This is a genomic window from Methylocystis sp. NC52PC (assembly GCF_055698645.1).
This window is the reverse complement of record NZ_CP170127.1, coordinates 812,363-826,211: the sequence shown is the minus strand read 5'-3', so window position 1 is coordinate 826,211 and position 13,849 is coordinate 812,363. Positions and strand designations below refer to the sequence as shown.

The 13,849-nt window shown below is 65.5% G+C and carries 10 protein-coding genes and 1 pseudogene; 4 read left to right on the top strand and 7 right to left on the bottom strand.

Annotated features, from left to right (window positions below; translation table 11 throughout):
- Positions 1–191: 191 nt before the first annotated feature.
- The 6 genes from ACETII_RS05875 to secA form a co-directional block, all read right to left on the bottom strand.
- Positions 192–473, bottom strand: coding sequence for an HU family DNA-binding protein (locus tag ACETII_RS05875; protein WP_363349947.1), 282 nt, complete (start codon positions 471–473; stop codon positions 192–194).
- A 286-nt stretch (positions 474–759) separates the two neighbouring features.
- Entirely contained in the window at positions 760–3,186 is a 2,427-nt protein-coding gene (gene lon / locus ACETII_RS05870) for an endopeptidase La (RefSeq protein ID WP_363349946.1), read from the bottom strand.
- Positions 3,187–3,487: 301 nt separating this feature from the next.
- Positions 3,488–4,753 (bottom strand): ATP-dependent Clp protease ATP-binding subunit ClpX, encoded by a 1,266-nt coding sequence (gene clpX, locus ACETII_RS05865; protein WP_363349945.1) that lies wholly within the window; start codon positions 4,751–4,753, stop codon positions 3,488–3,490.
- A gap of 279 nt (positions 4,754–5,032) precedes the next feature.
- Positions 5,033–6,247 carry a 6-phosphofructokinase gene (locus ACETII_RS05860; RefSeq protein ID WP_405044847.1) on the bottom strand — a complete coding sequence of 405 codons (1,215 nt, stop codon included), beginning with the start codon at positions 6,245–6,247 and terminating at the stop codon, positions 5,033–5,035.
- Positions 6,248–6,383: 136 nt separating this feature from the next.
- The gene (locus ACETII_RS05855; protein ID WP_472787451.1) at positions 6,384–6,854 is read right to left on the bottom strand and encodes a helix-turn-helix domain-containing protein; all 471 of its coding nucleotides are present in this window, start codon (positions 6,852–6,854) and stop codon (positions 6,384–6,386) included.
- Between the two features lie 201 nt (positions 6,855–7,055).
- Positions 7,056–9,875, bottom strand: a complete 2,820-nt coding sequence (gene secA, locus ACETII_RS05850; RefSeq protein WP_472787450.1) for a preprotein translocase subunit SecA — start codon at positions 9,873–9,875, stop codon at positions 7,056–7,058.
- Between the two features lie 351 nt (positions 9,876–10,226).
- On the opposite strand from secA, the gene ACETII_RS05845 reads away from it, so the two are divergent.
- On the top strand, positions 10,227–10,610 hold the full coding sequence (locus tag ACETII_RS05845) for a hypothetical protein (RefSeq protein ID WP_472787449.1): 384 nt from the start codon (positions 10,227–10,229) through the stop codon (positions 10,608–10,610).
- Between the two features lie 148 nt (positions 10,611–10,758).
- A pseudogene (locus ACETII_RS05840) lies at positions 10,759–11,133 on the top strand (methane monooxygenase/ammonia monooxygenase subunit C); the annotation flags it as partial.
- A 223-nt stretch (positions 11,134–11,356) separates the two neighbouring features.
- Here ACETII_RS05840 and ACETII_RS05835 read toward each other — a convergent pair.
- Complete coding sequence (locus ACETII_RS05835) at positions 11,357–12,271, bottom strand: polysaccharide deacetylase family protein (protein ID WP_472787448.1); 915 nt, start codon at positions 12,269–12,271, stop codon at positions 11,357–11,359.
- Positions 12,272–12,353: 82 nt separating this feature from the next.
- Here ACETII_RS05835 and ACETII_RS05830 point away from each other — a divergent pair, with 82 nt between their 5' ends.
- Complete coding sequence (locus ACETII_RS05830; protein ID WP_472787447.1) at positions 12,354–12,857, top strand: GNAT family N-acetyltransferase; 504 nt, start codon at positions 12,354–12,356, stop codon at positions 12,855–12,857.
- Entirely contained in the window at positions 12,854–13,849 is a 996-nt protein-coding gene (locus tag ACETII_RS05825) for a zinc-dependent alcohol dehydrogenase family protein (protein WP_472787446.1), read from the top strand. The genes ACETII_RS05830 and ACETII_RS05825 overlap by 4 nt, the downstream gene beginning before the upstream one ends.

Below are 13,849 nucleotides of genomic sequence, written 5' to 3'. Positions count from 1 at the left end.
AACGCAATCAAAGACGGGCTCGGCGTCGCCTTGCCTGTCGTCGCGCGCCCTCGCGGCCGCGGATTGCGCGCCTCGAGGCGGCGGCTGGGTTTTAAAGATGGCGCGCAGCCGTGGCAAGCGCCGAGCGCTTCAAACCGGAACGGCCGCCGGATTTCACCCGGCGGCCGTGCCCGTAAACTCACGGCAAGATTTTATTTGGTCTTGTTCAGCTCGGTCTTGAGCGCGGCGCCGGGCTTGAAGCGGGCGCTCTTCGAGGCGGGAATGTCGATCTCGTCGCCGGTCGCCGGGTTGCGGCCTTTGCCGGCGGCGCGCTCCTTGACCGAAAAAGTGCCAAAGCCGACAAGGCGCACTTCATCGCCGCTCTTGAGCGCATTGGTGATGCCCTCGAGCACAGCGTCGACCGCCGCCGCCGCCGCCGCCTTGGACGTCTCCGTCTCCGCCGCGACGTGCTCGACCAGTTCCAATTTGTTCATGGCCTATTCCTTTTATTGACGCGCTGCGGGGCCGGCGATCAAACGCTTACAAGCGGCGGTCTCGAATCGTCGGCGCGCAACGACGGCGAGTGTTGGTGCCGAATTCTAGGAAAAGCAAGGGATTCGCCGGTCGGCCCTTCAAAAAACCCCGGAAAACCGCGGGAATCGCCGCGTGCACTGCGAAAAAGTCGCGAAAATATGGCGTTTCTGACAAAGTTGCCGCGACAGGGACACAAAAAAAGCCCCGTCCGGGGGGACGGGGCTCGCTATTCTCAGGCCGCCTGGCTCAGTGGGCGCGAACGCCGGCGTCGTCCTCCGCCAAGGCGGCGGTCCGCTTGGAGAGCGCCGCGGTGTCCTCCTCCCAGACGATGGGGGTCGGCTGGGAGATGAGGGCGTGCTGGAGCACTTCCTCCATGCGAGCCACCGGCACGATTTCCAGCCCGTTCTTCACGGCGTCCGGAATTTCGGCGAGGTCTTTGGCGTTCTCCTCTGGGATCAGCACCTTCTTGATGCCGCCGCGCAGCGCCGCCAGCAGCTTCTCCTTCAGGCCGCCGATCGGCAGCACCCGGCCGCGCAGCGTAATCTCGCCGGTCATGGCGATGTCCTTGCGCACCGGGATGCCCGTGATGATCGAGACGATGGCGGTCGCCATCGCCACGCCGGCCGAGGGCCCATCCTTCGGCGTCGCGCCCTCCGGCACGTGCACGTGGATGTCGCGGCGGTCGAAGAGCGGCGGCTCGACTCCAAAGTCCACCGCGCGCGAGCGCACATAGGACGCCGCCGCCGAGATCGACTCCTTCATCACGTCGCGCAGATTGCCCGTGACCGTCATCTTGCCCTTGCCGGGCATCATCACGCCTTCGATCGTCAGCAGCTCGCCGCCCACCTCAGTCCAGGCGAGCCCGGTGACGACGCCCACCTGATCCTCGAGCTCGGCCTGCCCGAAGCGGAACTTCGGCACGCCGAGATAATCGGCGATGTTCTCGGCCGTGACGACGATCTTCTCGGTCTTCTTGAGCAGGATTTCCTTGACCGCCTTGCGGGCGAGATTGGAAACCTCGCGCTCGAGATTGCGCACGCCGGCCTCGCGAGTGTAGCGGCGGATGAGCTCCAGGAGCCCGTCATCGGTCACCATCCATTCCTCGGGCGCGAGCCCGTGCTTGTGGACGGCGCTGGGCATCAGATGCTTGCGGGCGATCTCCAGCTTCTCGGCCTCGGTATAGCCGGCGATGCGGATGATCTCCATGCGGTCCATCAGCGGCGCCGGAATATTGAGCGTATTGGCCGTCGTCACGAACATCACATTCGACAGGTCATAGTCGACCTCTAGGTAATGGTCGTTGAAGGTCTGGTTCTGCTCGGGATCCAGCACCTCCAGCAAAGCGGAGGAGGGGTCGCCGCGGAAGTCCATGCCCATCTTGTCGATCTCGTCGAGCAGGAAGAGCGGGTTCGAAGACTTCGCCTTGCGCATCGACTGGATGATCTTGCCGGGCATCGAGCCGATGTACGTGCGGCGGTGGCCGCGAATCTCGGCCTCGTCGCGCACGCCGCCGAGCGACATGCGGACGAATTCGCGTCCCGTCGCCTTGGCGATCGACTTGCCGAGCGAGGTCTTGCCAACGCCGGGCGGACCGACGAGGCAGAGGATCGGGCCGGTGAGCTTATTGGCGCGGCTCTGCACGGCGAGATATTCGAGAATGCGCTCCTTGACCTTCTCCAGGCCGAAATGCTCGGCGTCGAGCACGTCCTGAGCCTGCTGGAGGTCGCGTTTCACCCGCGAGCGCTTGCCCCACGGGATCGACAGGATCCAGTCGAGGTAATTGCGCACGACGGTGGCTTCCGCCGACATCGGCGACATCTGGCGCAGCTTCTTGAATTCGGCGACCGCCTTATCGCGGGCTTCCTTCGAAAGCTTGGTGTTCTTGATGCGCTCCTCGAGCTCGGCGAGATCGTCCTTTCCGTCCTCGTCGCCGAGTTCCTTCTGGATCGCCTTCATCTGCTCGTTGAGATAATACTCGCGCTGAGTCTTCTCCATCTGGCGCTTGACGCGCGTGCGGATGCGCTTCTCGACCTGCAGGACCGAGATTTCGCTTTCCATCAGCGACAAGCATTTCTCGAGCCGTCTGGCGACGTTGAGCGTCTCCAGCACGTCCTGCTTGTCGGGGATCTTGACGGAGAGATGGGAAGCGACCGTGTCGGCGAGCTTCGACGCGTCGTCGATCTGCGTCACCGCGCCGACAATCTCCGAGGAGACGCGCTTGTTGAGCTTAACGTAGCTTTCGAATTCCGAAACGACCGAGCGGCCGAGCGCCTCGACCTCGACTGGCGAGCCCGCGTCGTCGGCGAGCGCCTCTGCGTCCGCCTCATAGAAATCTTCGGCGCGCGAGTAATTGCGCACGGCGGCGCGGGCGACGCCCTCGACGAGCACCTTCACCGTGCCGTCTGGCAACTTGAGCAGCTGCAGAACGGAGGCGAGCGTGCCGATCGGATAGATGGCGTCCGTCGCCGGATCGTCGTCGCCGGCGTTCTTCTGCGTGGCGAGAAGGATCAGACGATCGCTCTTCGTCACTTCCTCGAGCGCGCGGATCGACTTCTCGCGCGCCACGAAGAGCGGCACGATCATATGGGGAAACACGACGATGTCGCGCAGAGGAAGGACGGGGTAGCTCTCGACGGCTCCCGGCGTAATGGCGTCGCGCTTTTCGTTACTCATCTTCGTGTCCTGCTTTCCTTTGCGCATCCCGCTTGGCGGCAACGCGAAAATGCGAGCGATCAGTATGCGTCCAGAACTAGCAAGACTTAGGCCGCAATCTTCGACCGGCGATCTCTAGTCAGACCCTGGCCGCCTGGACGCTCGCTCTTTCGTCCACGCGCCATCACTGAGGCAGCGGCGTTCAAGCCCAAACGGCCCCGTTAACGCAGGAAATGGGATACACGAACAACTGATTCAAGGATGGCCCTGGCGAGCCGGCCCCGGCGGGCGGGCCGCCCAGCCAGGCGGCGGCGCGCGCAGGTCAGGCGCTGGCGCCGCTTTTTTCGTTGCGCTCCGCGTAGATATACAGGGGACGCGCTTTCCCTTCAACGACTTCCGGGCCGATCACCACCTGCTCGACGCCCTCGAGGCCCGGCAGGTCGAACATGGTGTCGAGCAGGATGCCCTCCATGATGGAGCGCAGGCCGCGCGCGCCGGTGTGGCGCTCGATGGCCTTGCGGGCGACGGCGGAGAGCGCGTCGTCCTGGAAGGTCAGCTCCACGTTCTCCATCTCGAAGAGGCGCTGATACTGCTTGACGAGAGCGTTCTTGGGCTCGGTGAGGATTTTCTTGAGCGCTTCCTCGTCGAGATCCTCGAGCGTCGCGATCACGGGCAGGCGGCCGACGAATTCAGGGATCAGGCCGAACTTCAGCAAATCCTCGGGCTGAACCTGACGGAAAATATCGCCGGTGCGGCGCTCGTCCGGCGCCTGGACGGTGGCGCCGAAGCCGATCGAGGTCGAGCGGCCGCGCGCCGAGATGATTTTCTCTAGCCCGGCGAAGGCGCCGCCGCAGATGAAGAGGATGTTCGTCGTGTCGACCTGCAGGAACTCCTGCTGCGGATGTTTGCGTCCGCCCTGCGGCGGCACCGATGCGACGGTGCCTTCCATGATCTTGAGCAGCGCCTGCTGGACGCCCTCTCCCGACACGTCGCGGGTGATGGAAGGATTGTCGCTTTTGCGCGAGATTTTGTCGATTTCATCGACGTAGACAATGCCGCGCTGGGCGCGTTCGACATTGTAATCCGACGCCTGCAGCAGCTTCAGGATGATGTTCTCGACGTCCTCGCCGACGTAGCCGGCCTCGGTGAGGGTCGTCGCGTCGGCCATGGTGAAGGGCACGTCCAGAATGCGGGCAAGCGTCTGCGCCAGCATGGTCTTGCCGACGCCGGTCGGGCCGATCAGCAGAATGTTGGATTTCGCCAGCTCGACGTCGCCGTGCTTTGTGGCGTGGTTCAAGCGCTTGTAATGGTTATGGACCGCGACCGAGAGGACGCGCTTCGCCTGCGCCTGGCCGATAACGTAATCGTCGAGAACCTTGCAGATCTCGCGCGGGGTCGGGATGCCGTCGCGCTGCTTGACCAGCGAGGATTTGTTCTCCTCGCGGATGATGTCCATGCACAGTTCGACGCATTCGTCGCAGATGAAGACCGTGGGGCCGGCGATCAGCTTGCGAACTTCGTGCTGGCTCTTGCCGCAAAACGAGCAGTAAAGCGTATTCTTGGAATCGCCGCCGCCGACTTTGCTCATGATTTTCTCCTGATGAATCAACCCGCCGGGCGAATCGATCCAAACATGTGATACCGGCTTGGGCCTAACAAAAGGTGGAAGCCGCCCCTCGATGGCCTTCCACCCCTGCCGGTCCTGACAAGGCGCCCCCGCCGGGCGCGCCCAAAACCCGCGCGGGCCGCTCGCTCCCCCGCGCAAGCGCCTAGTCTATTTTAGGCCTGCCCGAATTTGCAACCTTTCCGCAATTTCAGGCCGAGTGCAAGATCGGCGCCCGTTCGGCGCCGTCGCGACGCCAGATCCTCAGGTCAGAATTTTTCGGACCCGGTTGAGCCGCAGCCGGAAGGCGTCCGGCATGCCGCTGCCGAGCAATGGCCGCAAATACATCCTGAAAGCGTCCGTGACATCGGTGCCGCAAGGGGTGATGAATTCGTCCGGCATCACTTTTGTTTTTGCGGCGATTTGTTCAAGAGGGGTCAGCTGATAGTCGACTGAATAAAAGCCCGTGCGATGGATCGTGACCGAGCCGTCGCAATCTCCCCACAGGGCGTATTGGACGGCCTTCTCGCCGACCTCGCGCGCCTCGCGCTGGTCCACGTCGGAGACGCAGCCGACAAAGCTGCGCTGAACATAGCCGAAGGTGTCGGCCCGCACGCGCTTGAAGCCGAGCTTGTCCTTGACGAGCTGGGTCAGTTCATCGGCCAGCGCGCCGCCGCCGAGGTGGACGTTGCCATGCGCGTCGCGCTCGACCTGTTGGGCGAGTTTTTCGGCGATCGGCACATGGTTCTCGTCGCTGATCCCTTCCGAGACGGCCACTACGCAGCGGCCGTATCTCTCCATGGTCGCCTTCACGTCGGCGAGGAACTTCTCCACGGAGAAGGCGCGCTCCGGCAAATAGATGAGATGGGGACCATCGTCGGGAAACTTCTTGCCGAGCGCCGAGGCGGCGGTGAGGAAGCCGGCGTGGCGGCCCATGACGACGGCGATATAGACGCCCGGCAGCGCCCAATTGTCGAGATTGGCCCCGGCAAAGGCCTGCGCCACCCAGCGCGCAGCCGAAGGGAAGCCCGGCGTGTGGTCATTGACCATCAGATCATTGTCGATGGTCTTGGGGATGTGGATGGCGCGCAGCGGATAGCCGGCGTTTCTGGCTTCCTCCGAGACGATGCGGACCGTGTCCGAGGAGTCGTTGCCGCCGATGTAGAAGAAGCAGCCGACGCCATGCGCGCGCAGCACCTTGAAGATTTCCTGGCAATACTTCAGGTCGGGCTTGTCGCGCGTGGAGCCGAGCGCGGACGAAGGCGTGCAGGCGACGAGCTCCAGATTATGGGTGGTCTCCTGGGTGAGATCGACGAAATCCTCGTTGACGATCCCGCGCACGCCGTGAAAGGCGCCATAGACGCGCTCGACCTCGCGGAACTTGCGCGATTCGAGCACGGCGCCGACGAGCGACTGATTGATGACGGCGGTGGGTCCGCCGCCCTGTGCGACGACGACTTTGGAAAAATCGATTGACACGCGAAGCTCCTGTCGAGACGCCGGTTTCTATGGCCACGCCGGCGGCGGTCGCGAGGCCCAGCGGAACGCTCGCCGCGCGCTTCTTATTACCAAATGGACGCCATTTCCACGAGAAACAGGGGAAGAAGCCGAGCGGCTAAACGAGCGGCTTGAGGGCGCGCCCGAGCTTGATCACCCGGCGCATTTCGCGTCTGGTGAAATCCGCGAGAGTGAGCGCTACGGCCGCGCGCCCGTTGGAGACGGCCATGCGCCATTCGGCCCGGTCGGTCCTCTCGACCCAGCCCCGCGCCTGCAGGGCGGCGAGCTTGCGCCGCACCGTTTCGCGCGGCATGCCGGTCTGGGCGGCGATCCGGCTCGCGGACAGCGATCGCCGCTCCGCCCCGGTTGAGGTCTGGCTGTCGCCTTCGGCCACGCGATCGCGCAAGTAACGCTGCGCGACGATGGTGAAGACGAGCATCTCATGCAGGTCCCCGTCGAAGACCGCGCAGCAATCGGACAAATGCGCAGCCATGAAGTCGACGAAATGGAGGTGGAAGACCGCCCAATGCGACCGCATGATGCGATCGACAATGGTGTCCATGTCCTCCGCAACGACATGATCGTCCATCCGCACGCCCTCGAGTCTCGGTGGCTTCGCCACGCCGACGCCGGGCGTCAAGTATAGGGCGCCCGGTTGTTGGGAGCCTAGCAGACCGTATCGCTTCGGGCTGTGCGCTGACGCACGGCGGTTCGAGTGGCGGGGAGCGGGCAAGCGCATGCGCAGACGATCGCGCGGAGCCGCTCGCCTCGCCCGGAGGCTTCGCTCTCGCTAAACGAGCTGGCCGTGGCAGTGCTTGTATTTCTTGCCCGAGCCGCAGGGGCAGGGCTCGTTGCGGCCCACCTTGCCCCAACTCGTGGGGTCGGCGGGATCGCGCACGGGCGCCGGCGCGAGCGCCTGGGACGAAAAGTCCACGCTGGCGAGACGCGCGTTCAAGTCCTCGAGCGCCGTCTGTTCGGCGCTGAAGCCGGCCGACAGCGCCACCGGGCTGGGATGCGACATTTCCATCGGCGGGAGCTCCGGGGGCGCCGACGGCGGCGCCTCGAAGCTCACTTCGACGCGCATGAGCTGCGCCGTGACCTGCTCGTCCCAATGGCTCATCAGGCCGCGGAACAGGTCCAGCGCCTCGGATTTATATTCGTTCAGCGGGTCGCGCTGCGCCATGCCGCGCCAGCCGATGACCTGACGCAGATGGTCGAGCGCCACGAGATGCTCGCGCCACAGCGTGTCGAGCGACTGCAGCACCACCTGCTTTTCGATCATGCGCATCAGCGGCGCCGTGTTGCGCTCCACGCGTTCGGCGTAGGCCGTGTCGGCGGCTTCGAGCAGTCGCTCCTTGAGCTCCTCGTCGGCGATGCCCTCTTCCTTCGCCCAGTCGGCGACGGGGGCGTCGAGAGCGAGCTTCGCGCTGACGTCCTCGGCAAGGCCCGCGACGTCCCAGGACTCGGCGTAGGCGTCGTGCGGAATGTGGCGGGAGACGAGATTCTCGACCACCTCGGCGCGCATGTCGGCGACCTGCTCCTCGACGCTCTCCTCGGCCATGATCTCGCGCCGGCGCTCGAAGATCACCTTGCGCTGGTCGTTCATGACGTTGTCGAACTTGAGGATGTTCTTGCGGATGTCGAAGTTGCGCGCCTCGACCTTGTGCTGCGCCTTTTCGATCGCCTTGTTGATCCAGGGATGGACGATCGCTTCGTTCTCCTGCAGCCCGAGCTTCACGAGCATGGAGTCCATGCGCTCGGAGCCAAAGATACGCATCAGATCGTCCTGCAGCGACAGGAAGAACTTGGAGCGCCCGGGGTCGCCCTGGCGGCCGGAGCGGCCGCGCAGCTGATTGTCGATGCGGCGGCTCTCATGGCGCTCGGTGCCGATGATGTAGAGGCCGCCCGAAGCGAGGGCCTTCTCCTTGAACCTGGCGATTTCCTCGCGGATTTCCGCTTCCTTGGCCTCGCGCGCGGCGCCCTCGAGCCCGGCGCATTCCTGCGCCACGCGCATCTCGACGTTGCCGCCGAGCTGAATGTCGGTGCCGCGGCCGGCCATGTTGGTGGCGATGGTGACCGCGCCCGGCACGCCCGCTTCCGCGACGATATAGGCTTCCTGCTCGTGGAAGCGCGCGTTGAGCACGGCGAACATCTTCGAGGGCTCGCCCGAGCGCGCCGCCGCGTAAAGCTCCGACAATCCCTTGGGATCGGCGAAGTCGATCATCTTGTAGCCCTGCGAGACCAGGAATTCGGCGAGCTGCTCGGATTTCTCGATCGAGGTGGTGCCGACGAGCAGCGGCTGCATCCTGGAGCTTGCGTCCTTGACCTCTTCGAGGATGGCGTGCAGCTTTTCCTTCGCCGTGCGGTAAACCTCGTCGTCGTCGTCGCGGCGCTGAACCGGGCGGTTCGTCGGGATTTCGACGACGTCGAGCTTGTAGATCTCGGCGAATTCATTCGCCTCGGTCGCGGCGGTGCCGGTCATGCCGGCGAGCTTGTCGTAGAGGCGGAAATAATTCTGGAAGGTGATCGACGCGAGGGTGACGTTTTCGGGCTGAACCTGGACGCGCTCCTTGGCCTCCAGCGCCTGATGCAGCCCTTCCGAATAGCGCCGGCCCGGCATCATGCGGCCGGTGAATTCGTCGATGATGACCACCTCGCCCTTGCGGACGATATAATCCTTGTCCTTCTGGAAGAGCTTATGGGCGCGCAGCGCCTGGTTGACGTGGTGGACGAGCGTGACGTTATGGGCCTCGTAGAGCGCGCCCTCGGTCAGCGCGCCGACCTCGACGAGCAGCTCCTCCATATGCTCGTTGCCGGCGTCGGTGAGGTGAATCGTGCGCTGCTTCTCGTCGAGCTCGTAATCCTCTTTCGAGAGCTTGGGGATGAGCTTGTCGATCGTATTGTAGAGGTCGGACTTGTCGTCGATCGCGCCCGAAATGATGAGCGGCGTGCGGGCCTCGTCGATCAGGATCGAGTCCACCTCGTCGACGATCGCGAAGTTGTGCCCGCGCTGAACCATTTGCGCGAACTCATATTTCATGTTGTCGCGCAGATAGTCGAAACCGAATTCATTGTTGGTGCCGTAGGTGATGTCGCTCGCGTAAGCGGCGGCGCGGCCTTCGTCGGAGAGATCGTGCACCACGCAGCCGACGCTCATGCCGAGGAAGCGGTAGATCTGACCCATCCATTCGCTGTCGCGCTTGGCCAGATAGTCGTTGACGGTAACGACGTGGACGCCCTTGCCGGCGAGCGCGTTGAGATAGACGGCGAGCGTGGCGACGAGGGTCTTGCCTTCGCCGGTGCGCATCTCTGCGATGGCTCCCTCGTGCAGCACCATGCCGCCGATGAGCTGCACGTCGAAATGGCGCTGGCCGAGCGTGCGCTTGGCGGCCTCGCGGACGGTCGCGAAGGCCGGGACGAGGAGTTCGTCGAGGGTCTTTCCGGCGGCGAGCTGCTCGCGGAATGCGACGGTGCGCGCGCGCAGCTCGTCGTCGGTCAGGGCCTCGAGTTGAGGCTCGAGCGCATTGATCGCCTTGACGTTCGGCGCATAGGTCTTGAGGCGGCGGTCGTTTGCCGTGCCGAAAATCTTCTTGGCGAGGGCGCCGAGCATTCCCGCGAACCTTTCTAAGATGGCGCGCCGCCATCAGCCTGCGCCAATCCGGGCGGCCGCGGCGGAGCGTCCTAATTCTTTGGAAAATCAACCACTTGCGACAGCGCCCGGGAGTCCGGGCGTCAAGGCCGGCGCGGCATTTCCGCCGGACAGATAAGGGGAGGGGCAACCCTTGTCAATGTAAGGCGTTCCGGGCCGCAGAGCCTTCTCGGGCCGGAGCCGGCGAAGGCGCTCGGCTCCAAGCGACATTCCCACTGTGAGACGATTCGCCGCGGAAGGCCGGTCCCGCGGCTCGCTTGACCGTGCGGCGGCCCCTCTCTAGCCTCCGTTCTGGAACCAAAGGCGGCGGCGGTGGATCCATTTTCGGGACGTGGCGGATTTGCGCGCATGTTGGCGGCGATTGTCGCCGGCCTGCTGCTGCTGCAAGTCGCATTCGTGGGGGCGCCGGCGCTGGCGGGTGACGCGGGCGTCATCTGCTCGACGCCGGAAGCGTCCGGCGGCAAAGGCGAGCCCGCGGCTCCCCATCGGCGTCATACGCTTTGCTGCGTCCTGCATTGCGGGGCCGTCGGCGCCCCGCCGCCACATCCGCAAGTCTCGCTGATTGCTCCTGCCGAGCTCTCGACCGCGCTCGCGTCGCCGGCGTCGAACGCGGCTCCCGCCCCTCGCTTGGAGCCCAAAGGCGCGCCACAGTCTCCACGCGCGCCGCCTTTTCCCACGCAGTCCAGTCCTGCCTGAACGTCGTCGCCGGTAGGGGCTTGCACGCCTCGACGCAGGGACGCAGCGGTCATCGTCCAGGCGACGCTGACCGAACCGCAGGAAATCCAGACGCCAGCCAACGCTGAGGCGACGCGGACTTGTCGCGCCTCGCGTCCGGCGCGCGCCGATGACCGCGGTGCGGGACACTGATTTCACGCCGAGCAACATCGTCACCTTCTATATCTCTTATCCGCTGTTCGCCGCCCTCGGGCTGGGAGCCTTCTTCTATGCAAAGACCCGCCTGCCTTTTTTCGCCAAAGGCTATTCGCTCGCCTTCCTCATCCTGGTCGTCGGCGTCTTCATGACGATTCCGAACGTGGGCTTCAATGAGTGGGGCCATACGTCATGGTCCATGGACGAGGGCTTCGCCGGTCCGCTGCATTGGGGTTTCGTCTTCTTCGGATGGATGTCCCTCGCAGTCTTCGGCGTGACGCTTCAAATCCTCGCCCGCATCCGGGCCCTGCTCGGTTCTGAGGTCATCGAAGAGTTGCGCCGACGCTGATCGGCAAGGTGCGCAAGAACCCCGCGCACATTGCCGGGGCCGGCGCCAGCGGTCAGCGCGGCGCCGGCCTTTCCCATCGCGCGCGTCATGCGCGCCCTTGAGCTTCGCGCGGCCTGGACTCCTCATAACCGCGCGGGGACTCCCTCCTCCAACTTGCCCCGCCTGTTTCGACAGGCGGGGTCTTTGTTCGACGCGCGGACGAGCCCCAGGCAGAAGTGGGCGGCTAGGGAGCCTCGGTGATGGCCCGGAAGGGCTTAGGGATCCGCTCGCTTTTCAAGAGCCGCGAGAAAATCTGCAGGCCGCCCGGCTCATTGCCATTGGGGTGCACCAGCACAATCGAGCCCGCCCGCGGCGGGGGCCCGAGCGCAAGCCAACTGTCGGCTCCGAGCGCAACGAGATGGCGCTCCGAGACCTTCTCCAGCAGGGTCCGGTCCGAAACGAGGCCGGGGAAGCGGAAGAAGACGGAAGGGCTTTCGCCATGGGCGATGAGCAGCTTCTCGGTTTCGAAAATCTCGGCGTCGAGGTCGACGCCGGGCCGCAGAAGATAGTTCTGTCCGTTCTTGAGCCCGGGGACGTAAGGGTGGGTGTAGGAGTGGTTGGCCCAGACAATGTCGAGCGCGCCCGAGCGGCGCTTTTCCTGAAGCCAGGCGAAATCCGCGTCGTGATGGGCGATCCAGCCGCCGGAGACGGCGAGGGTCAGGGGCGTCCCCGGCCCTTGGGCAGCAACCTCCTCGATGAAGGCCCGGTCGAGCGGCTTTTGGCTCGGGCAGAGGTCGCCCGTGACATAGGCCCCCTCGCCCTTGCCGTGGATCAGCCCGGCGTTGACCAGCGCCGGCGGGCGGTCGGGATCGGCGGGCGGGCGCACGGCCTTCATGAAGCGCGTTTCGGCCTGTTCGGCGTCGGTCGTCGCGGCGCAGCGCCAGCAGGCGGCGTGTTCGAGCGACGTCTCGAGGCTTTGCGGATCGACCGTCAGCAGCAGGTCGTCGCCATCGACCGCCATGCGGCGCGTCGCAAGGCGCATCTCATGACCCCGGGCGCAGCTTTCGAAGACCGGCGTATAACCATTCACCCGCGCCCCTGTCGCGCCGGCGACGGGCGGGACGACCGCCGGCCGGCAATCCTCCTCGGCGCGCGCCATTGCGGCGCTCGCGAGCGATGCGCAGAATAAGAGAAGGACGGGCCTCAGTTTCACAAGCGCGATGTTTAGCAGAAACGCAGCCATGGAAAAGCCAAGCCTCGAGGTGGAATTGGTCGAATGCGCCGAACTCGCCGCCCGCCTGGGGGCGGAAATCGCCGCGCGCTATGGTCCGCGCGAGGAGACGCCGCTCTCTGTCGTCCTGCGCGATGGCGGCGGCGCGCTCGTCGCCGGGCTCGATGGCGCCACCCATTGGCGCTGGCTTTATATCAGGCGCCTGTGGGTCGCGCCGTCCCGTCGCGGCGAGGGGCTCGGGGCGCGACTGATCGAGACGGCGGAACGCGCCGCCCGCGACCGCGGTGCCATCGGCTGCTATATCGATACTTTCGACCCGCGCGTCGCGGCTTTCTATATGCGGCAGGGCTTTTCGCGGGTGGGAGAGATCGCGGATTTTCCGCTCGGCGGGCGGCGCATCTTCTTGAGCAAGCGGCTCACGCCGGAGGCGGCGGGCGACGCCCCCTCCCTGGCCCTCCCCGCTGAAGCGGGAGAGCACGGCCGGGAGGGTCGGAAGGGGAAGAACGCGACATGACTGAGACAGTCTCCGCCATGGTCCTGCGACGCCCGGGGACGCCGCTCGTGCGGGAAGAGCGTCCGCTTCCGACCGCGGGCCCCGGCGAAGTTTTGCTGCGCGTCGAGGCCTGCGGCGTCTGCCGCACGGATCTTCACGTCGTCGACGGCGAATTGACGCACCCAAAACTCCCGATCATTCCGGGCCACGAGATTGTCGGGCGGGTCGCGGCGGTCGGGCCGGGCGTTACCGGCTTCGCGCTCGGAAGCCGCGTCGGCGTGCCCTGGCTGGGGCGCGCCTGCGGCCATTGCCCCTATTGCGCCAGCGCGCGCGAAAACCTTTGCGACGATCCCCTCTTTACCGGCTATACGCGCGACGGCGGCTACGCCACGCATACCGTCGCCGACGCGTCCTTCAGTTTCCCGCTGCCGGAGGGCGTTGAGCCCGCGGCCCTGGCGCCGCTGCTCTGCGCCGGCCTCATCGGCTGGCGCACGCTGAAAATGGCGGGGCCGGCGCAGGCGATCGGCGTCTATGGCTTCGGGGCGGCGGCGCATATCATCGCGCAGGTCGCGATCCTTCAGGGCAGGCGCGTGCACGCTTTCGTGCGGCCGGGCGACGCCGCCGCGGCGGCCTTCGCCTTGTCGCTCGGCGCGGCGAGCGCGCAAGGCTCAGACGCGCCCGCGCCGGAACCGCTCGACGCCGCGCTGATCTTCGCGCCGGTCGGCGCGCTCGTCCCGCAAGCGCTCGCGGCCGTGAAGAAGGGCGGCGCGGTCGTTTGCGGCGGCATCCATATGAGCGACATACCGAGCTTTCCTTACGCGCTGCTCTGGGAGGAGCGGCGGCTGCTCTCCGTCGCCAATCTCACCCGGGAAGACGCGCGCGAATTTCTCGCTCTGGCGCCGACGCTGCCGTTGAAGATGCACGCCACGCCCTATGCTTTGGCGCAGGCCAACGAGGCCCTGAGCGATCTGCGAGACGGGCGCCTGCAGGGGGCGGCGGTGCTCGTGCCCTGA